The 22,237-nt window shown below is 71.8% G+C and carries 16 protein-coding genes; 6 read left to right on the forward strand and 10 right to left on the reverse strand.

Annotated elements, in window-relative coordinates:
- Nucleotides 1-111: 111 nt before the first annotated feature.
- Together ADK54_RS37770 and ADK54_RS37775 are read right to left on the reverse strand one after the other, a co-directional pair.
- Nucleotides 112-2,775, reverse strand: coding sequence for a protein kinase (locus ADK54_RS37770; protein ID WP_053730365.1), 2,664 nt, complete (start codon nt 2,773-2,775; stop codon nt 112-114).
- 170 nt (nt 2,776-2,945) lie between these two features.
- A complete protein-coding gene (locus ADK54_RS37775) occupies nt 2,946-4,781 on the reverse strand; it encodes a serine/threonine-protein kinase (RefSeq protein WP_063802142.1) in 1,836 nt (611 codons plus the stop codon).
- Nucleotides 4,782-5,808: 1,027 nt separating this feature from the next.
- On the opposite strand from ADK54_RS37775, the gene ADK54_RS37780 reads away from it, so the two are divergent.
- Nucleotides 5,809-7,008, forward strand: coding sequence for a serine hydrolase domain-containing protein (locus ADK54_RS37780; RefSeq protein WP_078966951.1), 1,200 nt, complete (start codon nt 5,809-5,811; stop codon nt 7,006-7,008).
- Here the strand turns inward: ADK54_RS37780 and ADK54_RS37785 are convergent.
- Nucleotides 7,005-8,711, reverse strand: coding sequence for a glycerol-3-phosphate dehydrogenase/oxidase (locus tag ADK54_RS37785; protein WP_053730352.1), 1,707 nt, complete (start codon nt 8,709-8,711; stop codon nt 7,005-7,007). The genes ADK54_RS37780 and ADK54_RS37785 overlap by 4 nt on opposite strands.
- 234 nt (nt 8,712-8,945) lie before the next feature.
- Here ADK54_RS37785 and ADK54_RS37790 point away from each other — a divergent pair, with 234 nt between their 5' ends.
- Nucleotides 8,946-10,190, forward strand: coding sequence for a nucleotide sugar dehydrogenase (locus ADK54_RS37790; protein ID WP_053730353.1), 1,245 nt, complete (start codon nt 8,946-8,948; stop codon nt 10,188-10,190).
- 90 nt (nt 10,191-10,280) lie between these two features.
- Complete coding sequence (locus tag ADK54_RS37795) at nt 10,281-10,778, forward strand: hypothetical protein (RefSeq protein WP_063802141.1); 498 nt, start codon at nt 10,281-10,283, stop codon at nt 10,776-10,778.
- 129 nt (nt 10,779-10,907) lie between these two features.
- On the opposite strand, the gene ADK54_RS37800 is transcribed toward ADK54_RS37795, so the two are convergent.
- The 4 genes from ADK54_RS37800 to ADK54_RS37815 form a co-directional block, all read right to left on the reverse strand.
- Nucleotides 10,908-12,032 carry a GuaB3 family IMP dehydrogenase-related protein gene (locus ADK54_RS37800; protein WP_053730355.1) on the reverse strand — a complete coding sequence of 375 codons (1,125 nt, stop codon included), beginning with the start codon at nt 12,030-12,032 and terminating at the stop codon, nt 10,908-10,910.
- Nucleotides 12,033-12,139: 107 nt separating this feature from the next.
- Complete coding sequence (gene guaB / locus ADK54_RS37805) at nt 12,140-13,645, reverse strand: IMP dehydrogenase (protein WP_053730356.1); 1,506 nt, start codon at nt 13,643-13,645, stop codon at nt 12,140-12,142.
- Nucleotides 13,646-13,797: 152 nt separating this feature from the next.
- A complete protein-coding gene (locus tag ADK54_RS37810; protein WP_053730357.1) occupies nt 13,798-14,382 on the reverse strand; it encodes a sigma-70 family RNA polymerase sigma factor in 585 nt (194 codons plus the stop codon).
- 254 nt (nt 14,383-14,636) lie between these two features.
- Entirely contained in the window at nt 14,637-15,248 is a 612-nt protein-coding gene (locus tag ADK54_RS37815) for a response regulator transcription factor (protein WP_003948568.1), read from the reverse strand.
- Nucleotides 15,249-15,675: 427 nt separating this feature from the next.
- Here ADK54_RS37815 and ADK54_RS37820 point away from each other — a divergent pair, with 427 nt between their 5' ends.
- Nucleotides 15,676-16,005, forward strand: a complete 330-nt coding sequence (locus tag ADK54_RS37820) for a WhiB family transcriptional regulator (RefSeq protein WP_053730358.1) — start codon at nt 15,676-15,678, stop codon at nt 16,003-16,005.
- A 100-nt stretch (nt 16,006-16,105) separates the two neighbouring features.
- Here ADK54_RS37820 and ADK54_RS37825 read toward each other — a convergent pair whose 3' ends face one another.
- A complete protein-coding gene (locus ADK54_RS37825; RefSeq protein WP_053730359.1) occupies nt 16,106-16,999 on the reverse strand; it encodes a LysR family transcriptional regulator in 894 nt (297 codons plus the stop codon).
- 80 nt (nt 17,000-17,079) lie between these two features.
- Here ADK54_RS37825 and ADK54_RS37830 point away from each other — a divergent pair, with 80 nt between their 5' ends.
- The gene (locus ADK54_RS37830; protein ID WP_053730360.1) at nt 17,080-17,748 is read left to right on the forward strand and encodes an MOSC domain-containing protein; all 669 of its coding nucleotides are present in this window, start codon (nt 17,080-17,082) and stop codon (nt 17,746-17,748) included.
- 145 nt (nt 17,749-17,893) lie between these two features.
- Complete coding sequence (locus ADK54_RS37835; RefSeq protein WP_053730361.1) at nt 17,894-18,667, forward strand: SDR family NAD(P)-dependent oxidoreductase; 774 nt, start codon at nt 17,894-17,896, stop codon at nt 18,665-18,667.
- Here ADK54_RS37835 and ADK54_RS37840 read toward each other — a convergent pair.
- Nucleotides 18,630-20,192 (reverse strand): right-handed parallel beta-helix repeat-containing protein, encoded by a 1,563-nt coding sequence (locus ADK54_RS37840; RefSeq protein WP_053730362.1) that lies wholly within the window; start codon nt 20,190-20,192, stop codon nt 18,630-18,632. The genes ADK54_RS37835 and ADK54_RS37840 overlap by 38 nt on opposite strands.
- Complete coding sequence (locus ADK54_RS37845) at nt 20,189-22,048, reverse strand: DUF2264 domain-containing protein (RefSeq protein ID WP_053730363.1); 1,860 nt, start codon at nt 22,046-22,048, stop codon at nt 20,189-20,191. The genes ADK54_RS37840 and ADK54_RS37845 overlap by 4 nt, the downstream gene beginning before the upstream one ends.
- Nucleotides 22,049-22,237 lie beyond the last annotated feature (189 nt).

The following is a 22,237-nucleotide window of genomic DNA, read 5'->3' on the forward strand; positions in this document are numbered from 1 at the left end:
GACCGTTGGTCCCGAGGTGATCGGGTCTTTCGGCCGTGTTCCGAGCCGAACAAAACCGTCGAATCCCGTGCGGGCGGGGCGATTTCGGGGACTGCGCAGTGTGACCGAATGTCAGCGGCTGGCCTTGTAGGCGCCGGTGGCCTGCCCGAAGATCTCCGTCACTTTGTCACGCTGCGCCTCCGGACCGATGACCTGGACCACGTGATATCGGCCATTGATGATCATGGCGAGATTGCGCACGTAGACCTGGCGGCCGTTGCTGTCGCGCCAGGTGAACTGCCCCTCGGCCATGGACCGCTGCCCCACGTCGATGCGCCGCAGTCCGGTGGAGGTGGACCAGCTGGAGTCCCGGAAGGGCTGGAGTTCGCGCTCCTTGTCGGCCTGGTAGACCAGCGGATCCGAGCCGTTGTCCTTCACGGAGTCGCGCCCGGGGACGACGATCAGCGTGAAATCACCTCCGACATAACGGACTTGCCCGGCATCGTTCATCGGCTGCCGCTGCCAGCTCTTGTCGACGCCGACCTGGAACCCCTCGGCGTCCTTGCGCACGGCGTAACCGGCGGCCGGGGTAGCACCGGTCCCGCCGGGCCCGGTGGTCTGCGTCTGCTGCGAGGGCGGCGTGCCGTCGGGCGCCGGCACCTGGGAGGTGCCGGCGGACGGCGAACCGGGGCTCTGCTGCCCGCTGGTGCCGGGCGGGGTGGCGCTGCCCGTGTTCCGCGCGGAGCCCGAGCGGGGCATGAAGAGGACGGCGTACGCGATCGCCGCGGCGAGCAGCGCCAGGATGAGCAGGAGCAGCAGCCGGCCGAGCGATCTCGGTCTCCTGCCCCGCGCCGGCGCGGCCTGGCGGTGGCGGCCGTGTTCGGCGGGCGGGGCGACGGGCACGGGGGCGGCGCCGCGCCGTCTGCGCCGTACGAGTTCGCCCCGGCGGCGCAGGATCGGGAGCCGCTTGGCGTCGGGCACGATGAGGGGCGCGATGCGGGCGCCCGCGTCCGGCTCGGGCGCGGACCGCACCAGCGAGCGCAGCCAGCCGCGCAGTTCCTCGAACTCCGGGCGCTCGGTGGGGTCCTGGCGCAGCAGTGATTCGACGACCGGCCGCAGCGGCCCGCACTCCTCGGCGAACGCGGGCGGCTCTCCGCACACCATCTGGACGAGCTCGGCCGCGCTCTCCTCGGGGTAGGGGGCGTGGCCCTGCACCGCGCGGAACAGCAGGGCGCCGAGCGCCCAGAGGTCGGTGGCGGGGCCGATCGGCGGGGCGAGCCGCCAGTTCTCGTGCACGGGCCCGGCCTGCTCGGGCGCCCACCGCTCGGTGACCGCCCCCACGACGGCCATCCGGGTGTGCCGGGCCCGCTCGGCGGCGAGCCGGTTCGCGGGGCCGCGGTAGGGGGCGTCGGCCGAGGCGGTTCGCCGGTCCGGCGTGGGCGTGCGTTCCTTGACGGCGGGGACGGGCAGCGGGGCACTGGGATGCGGCTGACGCTGCGAGTCGGCGCGGAAGGCGTCGGCCCGGAAACCCGGGGGCAGGGCGGGAGTTCTGGGAGTGGGGGCAGGGATGCCCGACGACTGGGCTGGACTGCCTGAACTCCCTTGTGGATGCCGGGAGTTGAGGCTTGGGGCATCGGGTCCCTGGGCCTCGGCCGCCTGACGCGGGGTGGGGCGCGGCACCCAGCGTCCGGTCACCGGGTCGTACTGGCGGCGGGTGCGGCCGGAGTCGGGGCCCTGGTCCTCGGCGTACGGGCTCGCGGGGGTGCCGCTCGGGACCCGCACGCCGCGTACGGGGTCGTACATGCCTTGGTCGCCGGGGGTGTCCGGGGTGGCCCAGCTGCCTTCGAGCCCGGCCTGGCGGGCCTGTTCGGAGGGGGGCGTGCCTTCCTGGGCGGGGCGCTGCACGGGAAGATCCGCCCCGGTGCGCGCCGCTGCCGCCGCCCTGGCGCCCGCGCGGTACGCGGCGATCGCCCCGGCCCGCGCGGCGGGACGCGGCTCGGGCCCACCCTGCGACGTGCCGCTCGGCGGGGTCTCGTCGAGCCCGCCCGAAGGCGCGGGTGGCCGTGTCTCGCCGGAGCCGCCCGGGGGCGCGGCCGGTGGACCTCCGCCGGGGCCGAGGGACGTCGCGGCCGGTGGCGCTTCGCCGAACCCGTCGCCGTCGGGCGGCAGCGGCACGGGGGCGTACCCGCACAGCGCCTCCTCGGCGGCGCCCGCCGCGAGGCCGGTCAGCACGACCCGGCCGTCGTCGCATATCAGCACCGTACGGGCGGTGATGTTGCGGTGCGTCCAGCCGTGCGCGTGCAGCACCCGCAGCGCGGTCAGCACGTCGGAGGCGACCTCCGCCGCGCGGAAAGGGTTCAGCGGACGTTCGGCGAGCAGCGCCGACAGCGGGCGCGCGGCGACCAGTTCGCTGACGATCCACAGCGAGCCGTCCTGCGCGAACACGTCGAAGACCTGGTCGAGGCGGGGATGGTCGGGGATCTGCGCGGCCGCCTGGGCTGCCTCGACGGCCCGGCGCACGGCGGGGTCGGCGGGCCGCCGGGTGGTCCGCCCGTACCCGGGTGCGGCGCCGTACCCGCTCTCGCCCCCGCGCATATAGGTGTCGGGCGTCCCGTACGCGTCGTCGCCGTCGAGCACCTCGGCGTCGACGACCTCCGGCAACGGCACCTGCCGGACCAGGACTTCCTGGCCGCTGTAGGTGTCGAAAGCGCGTGTCTCGACGAGGTCGTAGGTGTCGTCGGGGGGCAGCGGCAGCCGATAGCGGTCGGCGAGCACCCGACCCGCATAGTCGTCCACGACGCCTCCCCACAGCGCGCTGTTCCCCCGGACCACGGACCTCAGCCCCGCCGCAACCCGTCAATTCCGGTCGTTTACCGGCCCATTGTGGCTGCGTACGGTCCGCGGGCTCTCACGATACGTGGCCCCGCCGCGTCACGTCCGGGGGATAGGCGTTTCCCCGGGCGGGGTCAGGCGGGCTGGAAGGTGGCGAAGAACGCGGCCAGGGTCTGCTGGGTCTCCGGCTTCGACCAGTCCGCGTCCTTGGCCGAGAACATGATTCCGTAGCCCTGGCTGAGGCTGACGACGAAGCCCCGGTCCACCGAGTGGTACTTGGCCCCGCTGTCGTCGTCGTAGGTGAACTCCCAGTCGGCCGCGAGCCAGCCCCGGTAGTTCACCGCGGCTATCTTCACCCGCTTGTAGCCCGGCCTCGTCATGGACGACTCCTGGTCCGTCCAGTCCGCCACCGGGTTCGACTTGGGGCTGTCGGTCCAGCCGATCAGGAGGCGCTGCCCGTTGGGGCCGTTGAATCGGACGCCCGCGTCGTCGGTCTTGCTGTACGACCAACCCGCGGGCAGGCCTATGGAGAAGCCCTGGCTCGACTTGTAGGGAGTGGTGGCGGGAGTGCCCGTGCCACCGCCGCCCTTGTTGTTGTCGCCGGTGCCGGTGCCCGTGCCCGTGCCGGTGTCGTCGCCCTTGCCGTCGCCCTGTCCGGCCGTCCCCGTGGAGCCCTGGCCGGACGGGGTGCCCGCGCCGGACGGGTTCTGGCTGCCGGTGCCCTTCTTGCTGCTCGCCGGGGAGCCGCCGGCCGCGGGCCCACTGGAAGCGGCCTTGTCGCCCTTGGGCTTGTGCGCGGAATCGTCTCCCGAGCTGAGCGTGATGGCGAGCACCGTGCCGAGTATCGCGAGCGCCGCGACCACCGCGATGATCACCAGGGTGCGGCGCGGCACGACATCGGTGAGCGGCGCGCGCGGCGGCGGCACCGGGCCCGACGGCGCCCCGGACTTCGGCCGCGCGGGCACCGCCTTGGACCGGACGTCCCGCGCCTCCCGGGCGACCTGCGCCTTCTCCTTGGCCTCGGCTGCCGCGTTCCGTACGGACTTGAGCGCGCCGCGCACCCGCTCGGCGGCCACGTCGGTCTTCGGCTCGCCGGGCAGCGGCGGCAGCGGAACCACCCGGGTCGCCTCGGGCGACACCGGCTCGGGAGCGGGCTCGGGGCGCTCCGGGGCGTTGAGCACCTCGGTGAGCAGCTTGCGCGCGGCAGCGTTGTCGAGCCGCTGCGCCGGGTCCTTGGCGAGCAGCCCGTAGATGACCTGCTCAAGGAGCGGGCCCGCATTCTTGGGCGGATCGACCGGCTCGGTCATCACCGCGGTCAGCGTCGCGATCGCCGAACCCTTGTCGTACGGGGGCACGCCTTCCACGCTCGCGTACAGCAGCCCGCCGAGCGACCAGAGGTCGGCGGCCGGACCGGGCTTGTGGCCGCGGGCCCGCTCGGGCGAGATGTACGAGGGCGCTCCGACGAGCATGCCGGTGGAGGTGATGGAGGGGTCGCCCTCCACCTGGGCGATGCCGAAGTCGGTCAGCACGACCCGGCCGTCCTCGGCGATCAGCACGTTGGACGGCTTGACGTCGCGGTGCAGGATGCCTTCCCGGTGCGCGGAACGCAGCACGTCGAGGATCGCGAGCCCCACCTCGGCGGCCCGGCGGGGCGTCAGCGTCCCGTCCTCGCGCACCGCTTCGGCGAGCGACTTGCCCTCGACGAGCTCCATCACGATCCAGGGCCGGTCGTCCTCGTCCACGACGTCGTAGACGGTCACTGCGGCGGTGTTGCGGATCCGCGCGATCGCCTTGGCCTCGCGCAGGGTACGCGTGATGAGCCGGCGCTTCTCGTCCTCGTCGATGCTGGAGGGGAAGCGGAGTTCCTTGACGGCGACGGTCCGCCCGAGCGTCTCGTCGACGGCCCGCCAGACGGTCCCCATCCCGCCCCGCCCGAGCACTCCCCCGAGCCGGTACCGGCCCGCGAGCAACCGGCCTTCGCCGCCGCCCTTCTTGAGGTCCTGGGCCGGGGCAACCGGCTTGCCGTCAGCGGGGCGAGCCGTCGGCTTGGCATCGGTGGAGGGGGTGGTGGGCTTGGCGTCCCCGGGCTTCGCGGCCGGCTTGGCGTTGGAAACCTCGGAGCTCGACTTGGCCACCGGCTTGGCATCGGCGGGCCGCGAACCCGACTTGGCTTCCGCGTCCTCGATGCCCGGCTTGGCGTCGGAGACTTCGGAGTCCGGCTTCGCATCGGCCGACTCGGAACCCGGCTCGGCATCCCCGGCCTTGGCAACCGGCTTGGGCTCAGCGCCCCCGGAGCCCGGCTCGGCAGCGGACTTGGCGTCGGCGGCGCCACCCCCGGCGCTCGGCTCGGCAGCCGCAGCAAGGGAGCTCGGCTTCGCGCCCGCCGCCTTGGCGCCTGCCTTGGCGCCCGGCTTCGCACCCGGCTTGGCGGCCGACGTCCGGGGGTCCGGCTTGGGCTCCCGGGCGGCGGCATCCCGCTCGGCGCCCGCAGCGCCGGGCTTCGCATCCTGCGCCCGGGAACCCGAGTTGCCCTTCGGGGCAGCCGCGGCCCGCCCGGCGTCCGACGACTCACCCGCACTCGACTTGGCCACCGCGTCACCCGCATCCGCCGGGCGCCGCCCGGACTTCGTGTCCGCCTCGCCCGAGGCGGACTCTGCGGGCGTCGACGACGCCCCCGGTTCCTGCCGCTCGTCCCGCTGGGGCTCCCGCGACTGCTCCGCCTCCGACATGCGTCCCCTCTGCGATTCCTGATCTTCGCCCGCGCCGGCCTCGGCCCGCGGCCTGCCACGACCGCCCTCATGGAGCCGGCCCGGCCCACCGCTTCGACCTGCTTGTCCTGCCGGGTGCCCGGCCGCACCGGAGCCGCTCTCGAACTCGGCGTCCGCGCGAGGCCCGTAACCCGCCCTGGCAGAGCCATCATTGTCCCTCACGCCAGGACCGGTGATGGTCCCGGGTCCGACCTCCGCCAAGATGGCTCCCGAGGAAGGGAAGCCCGCCATGCCGACGCTCCGGGCGCTGCTCGTCGCACCGCTGGCCACGACGCTGACCACGGCGCTGTGCGTGCTCGGCACGACGCCGCTGCCCGGCGAAGAGGCCCCTTCCGCCGTGCGCGCCGCGCTGGCCCGCCTGGTCACCGACGGCGGCGCCCCGGCTGCCGCACTGCTCGCCGAAGACGCCTCCGGCACCCGGTACCACACCGCGGGCACCACCCTCGGCCGCGCCGACCACTTCCGCGCGGGCAGCATCACCAAGACGTTCGTGGCCACCGTCGTGCTCCAGCTGTCCGCCGAGGGCAGGCTGGGACTCGACGACACCGTGGACCGGTATCTGCCCGGACTCGTGCGCGGGCACGGCAACGACGGCCGCCACCTCACCCTGCGCTCCCTGCTCTCCCACACCAGCGGTCTCTTCAACTACACGGCGGACACCACCGTTCCGGTTCCACTCACCCCCGACGAAGCCGTCCGCACCGCGCTCGCCCACTCCCCCGGGCCCCTCGGCACGTATGCCTACTCGAACACCAACTACGTGCTGCTCGGCCTGATCATCCAGGCCGTCACCGGCCGCACGTATGCCGCCGAAGCCGAACGCCGCATCATCACCCCGCTCCATCTCACCGGCACCTCCTTCCCGGGCGCCCGCACCACGCTCCCCGAACCACACAGCCGCGCCTACACCTCCAGAGGCCGCGACGTCACCGACCTCGACCCGCGCCAGGCGGGCGCCGCCGGCGAGCTGATCTCGACGCTCGCCGATCTCAGCCGTTTCTACGCGGCCCTCCTCGCCGGCACCCTGCTGCCCGCGGCCCAACGGCGCGAACTGCTCAGCACCGACTCCACCCTGGGCGTGTACGCACTCGGTATCTACCCCCAGCGGCTCTCCTGCAGCCTGACGGTGTGGGGCCACAACGGCCACATATCCGGCAGTTACGTGCGCGCCGCCACCACCCCCGACGGCCGCCACACCGCCGTCTTCCGCATCAACACCGATGCCTTCACCGACCCCTCCCTCGAACTCGCTCTCCTCGACGCCGAGTTCTGCCCGACGTCGACCCGGCAGCCGCCCCACGCGCCGCCGTCACCCCATGCGCCGACGGCGTCCAGCACCCCGGCGCCGCCCCGCCCCCCGGTACCGGCCCGCGCACCGCGGCCGTCCCGTACTCCGGCGGCGCCCTCGGCCTCCGCTGCCGCGTCCTAGACGGGTGCGATGTCCGGCGCGCCGAGCCTGGCCGCGTCCGCCGTCAGGTCGTCCGGCTGGCGCTGCGACTCCCGCTCGGCCTCCACCCGCTTCTCGTAGTGCTCCACCTCCTTCTCGATCTGCTTGTGGTCCCAGCCGAGCACCGGCGCCATCAGCTCCGCGCACTCCCGGGCCGAGCGCGTGCCCCGGTCGAAGGTCTCGATCGAGATCCGGGTCCGCCGGGTCAGCACGTCGTCGAGGTGGCGGGCCCCCTCGTGCGAGGCGGCGTAGACGATCTCGGCGCGGAGATAGTCGTCGGCCGCGGCGAGCGGTTCGCCGAGCGACGGGTCGGCGGTGATCAGCTCCAGGAGGTCCTCGGCCATCGAGCCGTACCGATTCAACAGGTGCTCCACGCGCACCACATGGAGTCCGGTCCTCGCCGCGATCCTGGCCCGGGCGTTCCACAGCGCCTTGTACCCCTCGGCGCCGAGCAGCGGGATGTCCTCGGTGACGCAGGCCGCCACCCGCTGGTCGAGCGCGTGCACCGCCTCGTCGACGGCGTCCTTCGCCATCACCCGGTACGTCGTGTACTTGCCGCCCGCCACGACCACGAGCCCCGGCACCGGATGCGCGACGGTGTGTTCGCGCGAGAGCTTGCTGGTGGCGTCGGACTCCCCGGCGAGCAGCGGTCGCAGACCGGCGTACACACCCTGCACGTCGTCCCGGGTCAGGGGCACCGCGAGCACCGAATTGACGTGTTCCAGGAGGTAGTCGATGTCGGCGCTCGATGCCGCGGGGTGCGCCTTGTCGAGGTCCCAGTCGGTGTCGGTGGTGCCGACGATCCAGTGCCGGCCCCAGGGGATGACGAAGAGCACGGACTTCTCGGTCCGCAGGATCAGCCCGGTATTCGAGTGGATCCGGTCCTTGGGCACCACCAGGTGGATGCCCTTCGAGGCCCGTACATGGAACTGCCCCCTCTCCCCGATCAGCGCCTGGGTGTCGTCGGTCCACACCCCCGTCGCGTTCACGACCTGCTTGGCGCGGATCTCGTACTCCCCGCCCGCCTCTCCATCCTGCACCCTGGCACCGACAACGCGTTCGCCCTCGCGCAGGAAGCCCACCACCCGGGCCCGGTTGGCGACCTGCGCCCCGTACGAGGCGGCGGTGCGCACCAGGGTGGTCACATAGCGCGCGTCGTCCATCTGGGCGTCGTAGTACTGCAACGCTCCGACCAGCGCGTCCTTCTTCAAGGCGGGCGCGACGCGCAGCGCGTGGCGGCGGCTCAGGTGACGGTGCGTCGGCAGCCCTCTGCCGTGCCCTGACGACACGGACATCGCGTCGTAGAGGGCGACGCCCGAGCCCGCGTACAGCCGCTCCCAGCCCTTGTGCTGCAAGGGGTAGAGGAACGGGACCGGTTTCACCAGGTGCGGTGCGAGCCGTTCGAGCAGCAGCCCGCGCTCCTTGAGCGCTTCGCGTACGAGGGCGAAGTCGAGCATCTCCAGATAGCGCAGGCCGCCGTGGATCAGCTTGCTGGAGCGGCTGGAGGTGCCCGATGCCCAGTCCCTCGCCTCGACGAGGCCGGTGGCCAGGCCCCGGGTCGCCGCGTCGAGTGCCGTGCCCGCTCCGACCACCCCCGCGCCCACGACCAGCACGTCCAGCTCGCGTTCGGCCATGGCGGCGAGCGCCTGCGCGCGCTGCTCGGGTCCCAGTGTCGCTGTCCTCACGGCTTGCCTCCCGTGGATCGGGGTGGTCGCTCGGACCGGGTGGTCCGGCTCACATCCTCGATTCTGGACGGGACCACCGACATCGGCCACCGCCTGTGGACAACACTCGGATTGCCGCGCCCTCCCAATGCCGTAAATCGGTCATATTTCCTCTTAGTCTGACATTTAGCACGCCCATTCTGTCCACAGGGCTTGCGCTCCATGTCCCCTCCGGCTAAGGGAAAGGACGGCCACATGCCCGCAGACCTCGCCGTCATCGGACTCGGCCAACTGGGCCTGCCCCTCGCCCAAGCCGCCGTCGCCGCCGGCGTCCAGACCGTCGGCCACGACACGAATCCACGCGCCGTCGCCGAACTCAACGCGGGGCGCACCCCAGCCGACGGCTCGCTCACCCCCGCCGACCTGCGCCGGATGCTCGCGGGCGGCTTCCGCGCCGCGACCGACCCCGCCGAACTGGGCCGGGTCCGTACCGCCGTGATCTGCGCGCCCACCGCCCTCGGCGCCGACCGCACCCTCGACCTCCGCGCGGTCGCCGCGGCCGCCCGCGCGCTGGCCGGGCGGCTGCGGCCGCACACCACCGTCATCCTGGAGTCGGCCGCGCACCCCGGCACCACCGAGGAGTTCCTGCGCCCGCTCCTCGAAGAGGGCTCGGGCCTGCGGGCCGGACGCGACTTCCATCTCGCCTACTCGCCGAGCCGCATCGACCCCGGCAACCGCACCCACAGCTTCGCCGCGACCCCGAAGGTCATCGGTGGGCTCACCCCGGCCTGCACGGAGTCCGCCGCCGCGTTCTACGGCCGCCTCACCGACAAGGTGGTCCGCGCCCGGGGCCTGCGCGAGGCCGAGATGTCCAAGCTCCTCGAAACCAACTTCCGGCACGTCAACATCGCCCTGGTCAATGAGATGGCCGTGCTGTGCCACGACATGGGCGTCGACTTCTGGGACGTCATCCGCTGCTCGGAGACCAAGCCCTTCGGCTTCCAGACCTTCCGGCCGGGGCCGGGCGTCGGCGGCCACGGCATCCCGCTCGACCCGGCCCCGCTGCCGTACGCGGGACTGCGCATGGTCGGCCTCGCCCGCGAGATCAACGCGCACATGCCGGGCTACGTCATCCAGCGCTCCACCACACTCCTGAACGAGCACGGCAAATCGGCCCGCGGCGCCCGCGTGCTCCTGCTGGGCGTCACCTACAAGCCGGACTCGGCCGACCTGGCGGGCTCCCCCGCCCACGAGATCGCCGGGCGGCTGATGGATCTGGGCGCGCAGATCACGTACCACGATCCCCATGTGCCGACCTGGCGCGTCCACGACCAGCCGGTGCCGCGCGCGGACTCGCTCTACGAGGCCGCCGCCCACGCCGATCTGACGGTGCTGCTCCAGCACCACCGCACGTACGACCTCCAGGGCCTGGCGGTCAAGGCACAGCTGCTTCTGGACACCCGCGGCGCGACCCCGGCGGGGGCCGCGCACCGGCTGTGAAATGCCTGTGAGTCACGGGCCCCGGGGCTGCTAATCTGCGGCGTTCGCTTGTCGCACAGCCGTGCGTTTTTGTCCCAGGGGGGACCATCCATGAGTCAGCCTGTCACGCCACCACCCCAGTCGCCCGAGCCGCAGCCCGACTTCGGCTACCCGGCGGCTCCCGTGACCCCGGCGCCGGTGCGGGGGCCCGGCAACCTGGTGGGCGGCGCACTCGCCGGGTTCGCCGCAGCCGTCGTCACCGGCCTGGCCTACGGCCTGATCACCGGCGCCATCGAGCGACAGTTCGGGTACGCGGCTTTCGGCATCGGCTTCGCGGTCGCGCTCGCGGCCTTCAAGGTGGGCGGCCGCAGCTTCTGGCTCTTCGTGATCTCCGCACCCCTGGCAGTGGCCGCCACGTTCTTCGGCCAGCTCCTCGCGGTGGCGATGATCGAGACCAAGGACACCCCCGAATCGGTCACCGACGTGTTCCTCAGCCACTTCGGGTGGCTGACCGACGCCTGGGCCCACGACCAGAGCATCCTGCGGTACGCGTTCCTCGCGCTCGCCGTCGTCGGCGCCTGGGCGGGGGCCAGCCGCGCCACCGAGTGACCCACGACGCCATGCGAGAGGGGCCCGTACCGCTCGTCGCGGTTACGGGCCCCTCTTCGTGCGTACGGCACGCCCTTGTGCGGGCGGGACCGCGCGTCACCCCTCTGCGGATGACGAGCGGTTCAAACCTCAGCGCTTGTGCTGCGCGTCCGCCACCGTGACCTCGACCCGCTGGAACTCCTTGAGCTCGCTGTAGCCGGTCGTCGCCATCGAGCGGCGCAGGGCGCCGAACAGGTTCATCGAACCGTCCGGGGTGTGCGAGGGACCGGTGAGGATCTCCTCGGTGGTGCCGACGATGCCCAGGTCGACGAGCTTGCCGCGCGGCACGTCCTCGTGGACGGCCTCCATGCCCCAGTGGTGGCCGCGGCCCGGCGCGTCGGTGGCGCGGGCCAGCGGGGAGCCCATCATCACCGAGTCGGCGCCACAGGCGACGGCCTTCGGGATGTCGCCGGACCAGCCCACGCCGCCGTCAGCGATGACGTGGACGTACCGGCCGCCGGACTCGTCCATGTAGTCGCGGCGGGCCGCGGCGACATCGGCGACGGCGGTGGCCATCGGGACCTGGATGCCCAGGACGTTGCGGGTGGTGTGCGCGGCGCCGCCGCCGAAGCCCACCAGGACGCCGGCCGCACCGGTGCGCATCAGGTGCAGCGCCGCGGTGTACGTGGCGCAGCCGCCGACGATGACCGGGACGTCCAGCTCGTAGATGAACTGCTTCAGGTTGAGCGGCTCGGCGGCGCCCGAGACGTGCTCGGCCGAGACGGTGGTGCCGCGGATGACGAAGATGTCGACACCCGCGTCCACGACGGCCTTGGAGAACTGGGCGGTGCGCTGCGGGGAGAGCGCGGCGGCGGTGACGACACCGGAGTCGCGCACCTCCTTGATGCGCTGCCCGATCAGCTCTTCCTTGATGGGCGCCGCGTAGATCTCCTGGAGGCGGCGGCTCGCGGTCGCCTCGTCCAGCTCGGCGATCTCGTCGAGCAGCGGCTGCGGGTCCTCGTACCGGGTCCACAGACCCTCGAGGTTCAGCACGCCGAGGCCGCCGAGCTCACCGATGCGGATCGCCGTCTGCGGCGAGACCACGGAGTCCATGGGGGCGGCCAGGAAGGGCAGCTCAAAACGGTAGGCGTCGATCTGCCAGGCGATCGAGACCTCCTTCGGGTCCCGGGTACGCCGGCTCGGGACGATGGCGATGTCGTCGAACGCGTACGCCCTGCGGCCGCGCTTGCCGCGCCCGATCTCGATCTCAGTCACGTTGTGTGGGCCTTTCCCTCTACGTCTGCATGCCCCAGTATCCCCGACATACGGGCGAGGGGCGGCCCCGGGAACTCCCGGGCCGCCCCTCGTCGGATGCTGCGGACTTACTTCCTGCTGTAGTTCGGCGCCTCGACGGTCATCTGGATGTCGTGGGGGTGGCTCTCCTTGAGGCCCGCCGAGGTGATCCGGACGAACTTGCCGTTCTGCTGGAGCTCGGGGACGGTGCGGCCGCCGACGTAGAACATCGACTGGCGCAGACCGCCGACGAGCTGGTGGACGACGGCGGAGAGCGGGCCGCGGTAGGGCACCTGGCCCTCGATGCCCTCGGGGATCAGCTTGTCGTCGGTGGACACGGCCTCCTGGAAGTACCGGTCCTTGGAGAACGAACGCTGGTCGCCGCGGGACTGCATCGCGCCGAGCGAGCCCATGCCGCGGTACGACTTGAACTGCTTGCCGTTGATGAAGAGCAGCTCGCCCGGGGACTCCTCGCAGCCGGCGAGCAGCGAGCCCAGCATCACCGTGTCGGCGCCCGCGACCAGGGCCTTGGCGATGTCGCCCGAGTACTGCAGGCCGCCGTCGCCGATGACGGGGACGCCCGCGGCCTTGGCGGCGAGCGAGGCCTCGTAGATCGCGGTGACCTGCGGGACGCCGATGCCGGCGACGACGCGGGTGGTGCAGATGGAGCCGGGGCCGACGCCGACCTTGATGCCGTCGACGCCCGAGTCGATGAGAGCCTGGGCGCCGTCACGGGTGGCGATGTTGCCGCCGATGAGGTCGACGCCCGAGGAGTTCGACTTGATCTTGGCGACCATGTCGCCGACCAGGCGGGAGTGGCCGTGCGCGGTGTCCACGACGATGAAGTCGACACCGGCGGCGATCAGCGCCTGGGCCCGCTCGTAGGCGTCGCCCGCGACACCGACGGCCGCGCCGACGAGCAGCCGGCCGTCCTTGTCCTTGGCGGCGTTGGGGTACTTCTCGGCCTTGACGAAGTCCTTGACCGTGATGAGGCCCTTGAGGATGCCGGCGTCGTCGACGAGCGGCAGCTTCTCGATCTTGTGGCGGCGCAGCAGCTCCATGGCGTCCACGCCGGAGATGCCGACCTTGCCGGTGACCAGCGGCATCGGCGTCATGACCTCGCGCACCTGGCGGCTGCGGTCCGACTCGAAGGCCATGTCGCGGTTGGTGACGATGCCGAGCAACTTGCCCGCCGAGTCGGTGACCGGGACGCCGCTGATGCGGAACTTGGCGCACAGCTCGTCGGCGTCGCGCAGCGTCGCGTCCGGGTGCACCGTGATCGGGTCGGTGACCATGCCGGACTCGGAGCGCTTCACCAGGTCGACCTGATTGGCCTGGTCCTCGATGGAGAGGTTGCGGTGCAGCACACCGGCGCCGCCCTGACGGGCCATGGCGATGGCCATGCGCGCCTCGGTGACCTTGTCCATCGCCGCGGAGAGCAGCGGGACGTTCACCTTGACGTTCTTCGAAAGGTACGAGGAGGTGTCGATCTGGTCGGGCGCCATGTCGGACGCGCCCGGCAGCAGCAGCACGTCGTCGTATGTCAGCCCGAGCGTCGCGAACTTCTCGGGCACTCCGTCGACGTTTGCAGTCATGACACCTTCCCCAATGGCCTTGATCGGTGCGGATGTCCATGCTAACGGGCTGTGCGGGTGTCTCATTCCACGAGCAAGATCATCGAGATTCTTTGTACGTTCGCACGTGATGGGCGGAGGGTTGGCGCGCCTGTCACGCGCCTAGGAGCCGCCTACTGCTCGGCGAGGGCTCGCAGCCTGCTCAGCGCGCGGTGCTGGGCGACCCGGACCGCGCCCGGCGACATGCCGAGCATCTGGCCGGTCTCCTCGGCGGTGAGGCCGACGGCGACCCGCAGCACCAGGAGTTCGCGCTGGTTCTCGGGGAGGTTGGCGAGGAGCTTCTTGGCCCATTCCGCGTCACTGCTGAGCAGCGCGCGCTCCTCCGGGCCGAGCGAGTCGTCGGGCCGCTCCGGCATCTCGTCGGACGGCACGGCCGTCGAACCGGGGTGGCGCATCGCCGCCCGCTGGAGGTCGGCGACCTTGTGCGAGGCGATGGCGAAGACGAAGGCCTCGAAGGGGCGCCCGGTGTCGCGGTAGCGCGGCAGCGCCATCAGGACGGCGACGCAGACTTCCTGGGCGAGGTCCTCGACGAAGTGGCGAGCATCACCCGGCAACCGGTTGAGCCGGGTGCGGCAGTAGCGCAGCGCGAGCGGGTGGACATGCGCGAGCAGATCGTGCGTCGCCTGCTCGTCGCCGTCGACCGCACGGCGAACGAGTGCACCGATGACCCCTTGGGCCGCAGCCTCGTCGTCGCGCATCGATCCATGGTGCCCCGGCGTCGTCCCCTCCGTGGCACCGCGTCCGTAGTTGTGCACCGAAGCGTTATGAGCGGGTGCGCCGGAACTCATCCCCTGCACCCCCCTCCCGCTCGACCGACCTGTCCCCGAGGAACTCCACACCTACAAGGATGCGGCATCGCGGCGGAAGCATCACCTACTGCTGCCGTTCGCGGGGCGACCGGGCCCGCCCGCCCGACGGCGGACGGGGCTCCGACCGGCTGTTGCACCTGCCGTCAGCGCACCAGGCCCCAGCGGAAACCGAGCGCGACGGCGTGCGCCCGGTCCGAGGCGCCGAGCTTCTTGAACAGCCGTCGGGCATGCGTCTTGACCGTGTCCTCGGAGAGGAACAGCTCGCGGCCGATCTCGGCGTTGGAGCGGCCGTGGCTCATGCCTTCGAGCACCTGGATCTCCCGCGCGGTGAGCGTGGGCGCCGCACCCATTTCGGCCGACCGCAGTCTGCGCGGGGCGAGCCGCCAGGTCGGGTCGGCGAGCGCCTGGGTGACGGTCGCCCGCAGCTCGGCGCGCGAGGCGTCCTTGTGCAGGTAACCGCGGGCCCCAGCGGCGACCGCGAGCGCGACGCCGTCGAGATCCTCGGCGACCGTGAGCATGATGATCCGGGCGCCCGGGTCTGCGGACAGCAGCCGGCGGACGGTCTCCACGCCGCCCAGACCGGGCATGCGTACGTCCATCAGAATCAGGTCCGAGCGGTCGGCACCCCAGCGGCGGAGGACTTCCTCGCCGTTGGCCGCCGTCGTCACACGCTCGACGCCGGGCACGGTCGCAACCGCGCGGCGGAGCGCCTCGCGGGCAAGCGGGGAGTCGTCGCAGACGAGGACTGATGTCATGGCCGCCCTCCGCAGCTGATGCGCGTCACCTTGAGCCTCCAGGCTGGGTACATGTGTCACCTGTGCGATTGACGCCCTCGGACACCTGCCCGAGCGCTTGTTGTTTCAATCGCCTCCGCACTCTCAACGACGGTCACTCGAAAGAGTTACGGGTCGGACGGGCACGTTCGGCACTCTACGTGAGGAAGCGCGCACACAGGAGAGTGTCGCGAGCCGCCCGCCCAACTTTTGTAGCTATGCCCCATTTAGCGGCTTTTCTTCCCTTTTCCCGGTGTCTGCGGCTAGATTCCCAATGAGTCATATTTACATCTACTTACACAGGAGATGTACCTTCGTCGGTACCTACGTTTCGGATGAGCCCCTGTGCGCACCCGTCCCGTACCGGCCCGCCCATCCGCCTCAGCACGGTTTCAAGGGGACAAGAGCAATGGCAGATTTCTCCCGCCTTCCCGGACCGAACGCCGATCTGTGGGACTGGCAGCTCCTCGCGGCCTGCCGTGGGGTCGACAGCTCGCTCTTCTTCCACCCGGAAGGCGAGCGCGGCGCGGCGCGGAGTGCGCGCGAGAGCTCGGCGAAAGAGGTGTGCATGCGCTGCCCGGTGCGTGCACAGTGCGCGGCCCACGCCCTGGCGGTACGAGAGCCCTACGGCGTGTGGGGCGGGCTCACCGAGGACGAGCGCGAAGAGCTCATGGGCAGGGCGCGCAACCGCCTGGTGACGGCCGCCGCCCCGGCCGGGGGCGGCATGGCCCCCTCCTGAGCGGCCCCGGACCGGACCGGATCAGAAGAAACGTTCCTGCGCGGTTTGGGCCCTCCCCGGCCGCAAAGAGGCGACTTGTGGCCGCGCCCTCTTGTCGCGCCTAACCCCGCGCGGCGGCGCGGGTCAGCTGGTCGAGGGTGGCCGCGACGGCCGGGACCTGGGCCAGGTCGGGCAGCGTTAGCGCGACGATCTCCCGCTCGACAGCAGGCTCGACGGTGACCGTACGCGCACCCTTGGGCCGTACGGATTCGATCGCGAGCTCCGGCATCACCGCGACGCCGAGACCCGCGCCCACCAGGCCGATCACCGCCGGATAGTCGTCGGTCGCGAAGTCGATGCGCGGGGTGAACCCGGACTCCTCGCAGACCTCCACCAGTTGGCGCCGGCAGCGCGGGCAGCCCGCGATCCAGGGCTCGTCCGCCAGGTCCTTGATGGCGACTGTGCCCGTCTCGGCCAGCGCGTGCCCCTCGGGCACCAGGCCGACCAGGCGGTCGACGAGCAGCGGGCGCACCACCAGGTCGTCCCACTCCGTGGCGTTCGAGCCGTACCGGAAGGCGAGCGCGATGTCGCAGTCGCCCTCGCGGAGCATCTCCACCGAGCGCGGCGGCTCGGCCTCGACGAGCGAGACCCGGGTGCCCGGGTGGGCTGCGCGCAGGGCGGCGAGCGCGGTCGGCACCAGGGTGGAGGAGCCGCTCGGGAAGGACACCAGGCGCACCCGGCCGGCCCGCAGCCCGGCGATGGCGGCGACCTCCTCCTCCGCCGCGGTCAGCCCGGCGAGGATGCCGGCGGCGTGCCGGACCAGGACCTCTCCGGCCTGGGTCAGCCGCATCTCTCGGCCGGTGCGGATCAGGAGCGGGGTGCCCGCGGACGATTCGAGGGCCTTCATCTGCTGGCTGACGGCGGGCTGGGTGCAGCCCAGTTCGCGGGCCGCCGCCGAGAAGGAGCCGGTGGCGGCGACGGCGCGCAGGACGCGGAGATGACGGGCCTCGATCATTCTTTGAGCATAAGCGAATCTTGGAGAGCGCGGCGAGAAATCGGTCGCTGCTTTGGGTTTGGCTCGGCTAGCGTTCCCCTATGGAGCTTCTTTCTGTGAACCTGGGCCGCGCCAAGGCCGCCGACTACACCGACGCCAAGGGTGGCGTCACCGGCATCGACAAGCGGCCGGTGAGCGGTGCGGTCCGCGTCTTCGCTCCGGGTCCCAAGGGCGTGGGCGCCAGCGGCGTGGAGGGCGACACCGTCTGCGACCTGCGCCACCACGGCGGCGACCACCAGGCGGTCTACGCCTACGCCCGCGAGGACCTGGACGTCTGGGCCACGGAGCTCGGCCGCGAGCTGCCGAACGGTTCGTTCGGCGAGAACCTCACGACGTACGGCGTCGATGTGAGCGGCGCCCGGATCGGCGAGCGCTGGCGGATAGGCCGCGACGTGGTCCTCGAAGTCGCCTCCGGACGCATCCCCTGCCGGACGTTCGGGGGCTGGCTCGATCAGAAGGGCTGGGTCCGGCGCTTCACACAGGCGGCGGTTCCGGGCGCGTACTTCCGGGTGATCGAACCGGGCGAGATCCGTGGAGGCGACTCGATCGAGGTGATCGAGCGACCGGATCACGAAGTTTCGGTGGCCTTCTGGTTCCGGGCGTTCACGACCGAGCGGGCGCTGCTGCCGCGCACCCTGGCGGCGGGCGACGCCCTGGAGCCCGAAGCGGTCGAGACCGTACGGAAGTACCTGGCCAAGCACGGCTCATAGGACCGGGCCCGACCCTCTTCCCTCAAGATCTCCACAAACCCCTCAAAGACTGTCGCCATTGGGACAGTTCATGGGGATCGCGACCGGTTGGGCGGCCGGGTGGGGGCGGTCACCGCACGCCCACCGGGGGCATTAACGTGCGCCTATGACGACTGCACTGATTACGGGAGCGACGGCGGGCATCGGCGCCGCGTTCGCGCGGCGCTTCGCGGCCGATGGACACGATCTGGTGCTGGTGGCCCGGGACACCAAGAGGCTGAGCGAGCAGGCCACCGAGCTGCACGACCGGCACGGCATCGAGGCCGAGGTGCTGACCGCAGACCTGTCCACGGAGGACGGGATCGCCACGGTCGAGGCACGGCTCTCGCAGCCCAGGCAGCCGGTCGATCTCCTGGTCAACAATGCCGGGTTCGGCAACAAGGGCCGCTATCTCGAAGTGTCCATGGCGGACGAACTCACCATGATCAAGGTGCACATCGAGGCGGTTCTCAGGCTGACCTCGGCGGCGACCGCCTCGATGCGCGAGCGCGGCCGCGGCGGGGTCGTGAACGTGGCCTCGGTCGCCGCCTTCGTACCGCGCGGCACCTATGGCGCGTCCAAGGCGTGGGTCGTCCAGTTCACCCAGGGCGCGGCCCGGGACCTCGCCGGGTCCGGGGTGCGGCTGATGGCGCTGTGCCCCGGCTTCGTGCGGACCGAGTTCCACCAGCGGGCCGGCATGGGCACCGACAACATCCCGGGCTGGCTGTGGCTGGACGCCGACAAGCTGGTGGCGGCGGCGCTGACCGACCTCGCGCGCGGCAAGTCGCTCTCGATCCCCGACCCGCGCTACAAGGCGCTGATGGGCGCGGTGAAGCTGGCGCCGCGCGGCCTGCTCGGCGGCATCACCTCCAAGACGGGCCGCAAGTACGGCCCCAAGTGAGCGAGTTGAGCCCGCACCCCGCGTAGGCGCCGATGTTGGGGGCGGCCGTCGTGGAGACCGGGTTGCCGAAGTAGTCCCTGCCTCCGTTGTCGGCGACGACCGCGCCGGAGGCGAGGGCCGGGGAGCCCTGGGCGAGCCGGAAGTCGGCACGCAGGAGCGGGTCCGCGGTGCTGCCGCCGGGGTTGGGGCGGGCCATGTCGATGCCGTGGAAGACGTTGTGGTCGAGGAGCAGCCCGGCGGTGGGGTTCTTGAACGCGTAGCCGCCGCTGCCTCCGCTCACGAAGAGGTTGTTCCGCACGACGAGTTCGTGCTGGGTGGTGGCGGGGCTGCCCGCGTCGTCCTGCACCAGATAGCCGGGTGTCGTCGAGGCGTCGTTGCGGAACGTGTTGTTGTAGATCCGCGTGTTGAGGATCGGCCCCCAGCAGTTCTGGACGAGGCGGGCGCCGTCGTTGCTGCTGATGTTGTAGCGGGCCACCGTGTCCAGGGTCTTGGCGCCGCTGTAGGGGCAGATCAGCAGGAAGCCGCCCTTGTTGTCGTGGCTGCGGTTGTACTGGAAGACGGTGCCGCGGGACGCGCCGTCGGCGTCGAAGGACATGCCGTCGTGGGTGTTGCCGCCGCCGGAGACCTCGTTGTACTCGATCGTGGTGGCGTCGGTGTTGAACGTCCACACGCCCGCGTTGGCGGAGGGCGAGCGCAGTTGGAAGCCGTCGACCCGGTTGTGGTCGACGCGGGCGCCGCTGGTCGTGTCCAGCTTGATGCCGTCGCCGGCCAGGTCCGTCAGCGTGTTGTGGTGGATGTGGACGTGTGTGGAGGGGGTCCAGGGGCCGGGGAATGCGTTCGGGTCCTGCTGCTCGCCGACCAGATCGCGCTTGGAGAAGGTCGACTTGAAGTAGATGCCCTCGCGGTCGACGTCCTCGATGCGGTTGTGGTGGACGTCCAGGCCGTCGTAGCTGCTGGCCTTCGCCGTCCCCTCGACCGTGATCTGGATGGCGCTCGATCCGCCCAGTGCCTTGAAGTCGCCGCCCCGGACGTTGTGGATGTAGAGGTGGTCGAGCTCGAAACCGCGGGCGGTCCCGTAGTCGGTCAGGCGCAGCCGGATGCCGTTGCGGATGCCGCCGGGGCTGGCCGAGTTGGTCAGCTCCAGGCCGCTGACGTGCACGTACTGGGTGTTGGAGAGCAGTACGACGTCCTGGGCGCCGGCGCCGTCGAGTTGGGCGCGGGCCGGGCCGCCGCCGTAGTCGGCGATGGTGAAGGGCGCGGAGGGTGATCCGATTCCCCTCGGGATCAGGGAACCGGTGCACGTCGCCCCTCGTTTGAAAAACAAGTGGTCGCTGGGGCCGTACGCCTGGGAGTTGGCTTCGGTGAGCGTGGTCCAGGGGTGCTGCCTGCTGCCGTCGCCCGGGGCGGTGGCCGAGCAGTCGACGTAGTACGTACGCCCTTGGTGCGGGGCGGCGTTGGCGATGGGGGCGGCGAGCGTGACGGCCGCCGTGGCGGCGAGGGCTGCGGCGGCGTGGCGGGATCTCACATGTCCTCCGTACGGACGGTTGGGGAGGTGGAGTCGAGCACGAGCTGACAGGTGGTTCCGTTCTGCCAGGTCACCCGGACGGTGTGGCCGGTGACCTGGATGTCGGCGAGGGTGTGGACCGGGCTCGGGTCCGGTTCGGCGGTGAGGGAGGCGAGCGCGATGAACAGGGACGGTGCGGGGCCGGTCGCTCCGTGGAGCGCCCGGATATCCGAGTCGGGCCCGAACAGGGTTGATCCGGCGGCCAGTTGGTGCACTTCCGCCGCGTAGCCGTGCACGGGGTGCAGCTGGGCGGTGCGGCCGGGGGTGGTGGCCCAGCCGGTCTGGCGGACGGGGGTGCCCGGTTCGGCCCCGGTGACCAGGTGGGCGCGGAGTTCCGCGCGGCCGTGCGCGAGGGTCACCGAGACGATCCGCACACCGGGCGGGCCCGGCCGCGGCTCGGACAGGGATGCCGCCCAGCCGGGACCGCTGCCGAGCGGGACGGCGGGGCCCCGGGTGGTGCACTCCTCCTTCGTCAGCAGCCCGAAGTGGTTGTCGGGCACGCCGTCGGAGGTGGGTCCGGTGCCGGTCGAGTAGGCGAAGCGGGAGTAGCAGGGGTCCTCGTCCGCGCCGCCGTCGACATGGTGGTTGCTGCCGTGGTTGTGGAGGCGGACCAGGCCGTCCGCGGCCGTCGACTGGATCAGCAGGCCCGGTGGGCCGAGGGTCACGGTGGCATCCTCCGTCTCGGCGGGCAGCGGCTCCTCGACGGCCGTCCATACGGGGTGCTCGGGCGGCAGCAGCAGTCCGAGGTAGCCCTTGGACGCCCAGTACGGGGATGCGGGGCCCGAGTAGTGCTGGATGACCGGCGGGTACGGGCCGTGCCAGCCCAGGGTGAGCAGCCCGGCGGCGTCGGTCGCGCGCCGGCCTTCGGGCCGGTCGAGGAAGTACTTCAGGGTGCCCGAGGCGAGCCGGCGGGTGGCGCCGGGAGTGAGCGGGGTGTGGCCGGTGAGCGCGCCGAGCCAGGGTGCGACCGCGGCGGCGAACCGGTACGTCAGCGAGCGCCCGTACACCATCGGAGCTCCGTCGGCGCCGAACAGGCGGGTGTGGGCGTCGAGTTGGGCACGGAGACGGAGGCCGTAGCGGTCAAGGAGTTCCTGGTCGCCACTCAGCTGGGCGTGCAGGACGGGATAGAAGTGGAGGGCCCAGGCGTTGTAGTGGTCGAAGGAGCGGTTCGGGCCGTCGCTGTACCAGCCGTCGCCGAGATACCACTGGTCGATGCGTTCCAGGGCGCGCTCGATGGTGGCCTTGGCGCGGTCGGTCTCGATGCCGGCGTCCTGGAGGAATCCGGCGACGGTGAGGCCGAACAGCCACCAGTTGTTGTCGACCGGGGACGGGCCGAGGGCAGGCAGCAGCCAGTCGACGGCGCGCTGACGGGTGCGGTCGTCGAGCCTGTCCCACAGCCAGGGGCGGGTGAGTCGGAGACCGAGGGCAACCGAGGCCGACTCGACGATCGCCTGCCGTGTGTGGGTGGTGAGCGGCCAGGCGTCGGGGTACGTCGAGCTCAACTCGCCTGTGGCGACCGGCAGTTGGGTGCCCGAGGCGAGCCCCTCGGCGTAACGGTCCAGATGGCCGCGGGGGTCGTCGCCCCGGGCCCCGGCCACGCGCAGGGCCGCGAGCAGCCAGGTGCGGGCATAGCCTTCGAGCCCGTCGGAGCGCGGCCCCGACCAGCTGGCCCGGGCGCCGGGCAGGTTGACCAGCCCGCGCCGCGGCGAGGCGTAGGGCCGCACGGCCAGGAGCAGTTGGTCCGCCGACCGCTCCCAGTGCGCACGGGTCCAGCCGGTGTAGGGGCTGAGCTCCCGGTTCTCGGACGGGGTGGGCATGGTGTCCCCCTGGAGACGGTGGTGGACGGCGGGGTGGGGATCGGCAGGTCCCCTCAGCCCCGGCTCGGGGTCAGGCCGCGGTCCAAGCCTTAGTAGGACTCCGTTAAGTCTCAGGCGATCTTGTTGGTTTCCGTGGGCTAGGTAGCGGGCGGTGGCAGGTGGTGCAGATGCCGGTCCAGCACCTCAGTG

This window comes from Streptomyces sp. WM6378 (genome assembly GCF_001279695.1).
Classification (GTDB): domain Bacteria; phylum Actinomycetota; class Actinomycetes; order Streptomycetales; family Streptomycetaceae; genus Streptomyces.

Bases quoted from the DNA above. Each gene is read 5' to 3' on its own strand.
- ADK54_RS37790 (WP_053730353.1), top strand. From the start codon at position 8,946: ATGCCCGCAGACCTCGCCGTCATCGGACTCGGCCAACTGGGCCTGCCC.
- ADK54_RS37820 (WP_053730358.1), top strand. From the start codon at position 15,676: ATGGCAGATTTCTCCCGCCTTCCCGGACCGAACGCCGATCTGTGGGAC.
- ADK54_RS37845 (WP_053730363.1), bottom strand. From the start codon at position 22,048: ATGCCCACCCCGTCCGAGAACCGGGAGCTCAGCCCCTACACCGGCTGG.
- ADK54_RS37780 (WP_078966951.1), top strand. From the start codon at position 5,809: ATGCCGACGCTCCGGGCGCTGCTCGTCGCACCGCTGGCCACGACGCTG.
- ADK54_RS37825 (WP_053730359.1), bottom strand. From the start codon at position 16,999: ATGATCGAGGCCCGTCATCTCCGCGTCCTGCGCGCCGTCGCCGCCACC.
- ADK54_RS37815 (WP_003948568.1), bottom strand. From the start codon at position 15,248: ATGACATCAGTCCTCGTCTGCGACGACTCCCCGCTTGCCCGCGAGGCG.
- ADK54_RS37810 (WP_053730357.1), bottom strand. From the start codon at position 14,382: ATGCGCGACGACGAGGCTGCGGCCCAAGGGGTCATCGGTGCACTCGTT.
- ADK54_RS37830 (WP_053730360.1), top strand. From the start codon at position 17,080: ATGGAGCTTCTTTCTGTGAACCTGGGCCGCGCCAAGGCCGCCGACTAC.
- ADK54_RS37835 (WP_053730361.1), top strand. From the start codon at position 17,894: ATGACGACTGCACTGATTACGGGAGCGACGGCGGGCATCGGCGCCGCG.
- guaB (WP_053730356.1), bottom strand. From the start codon at position 13,645: ATGACTGCAAACGTCGACGGAGTGCCCGAGAAGTTCGCGACGCTCGGG.
- ADK54_RS37795 (WP_063802141.1), top strand. From the start codon at position 10,281: ATGAGTCAGCCTGTCACGCCACCACCCCAGTCGCCCGAGCCGCAGCCC.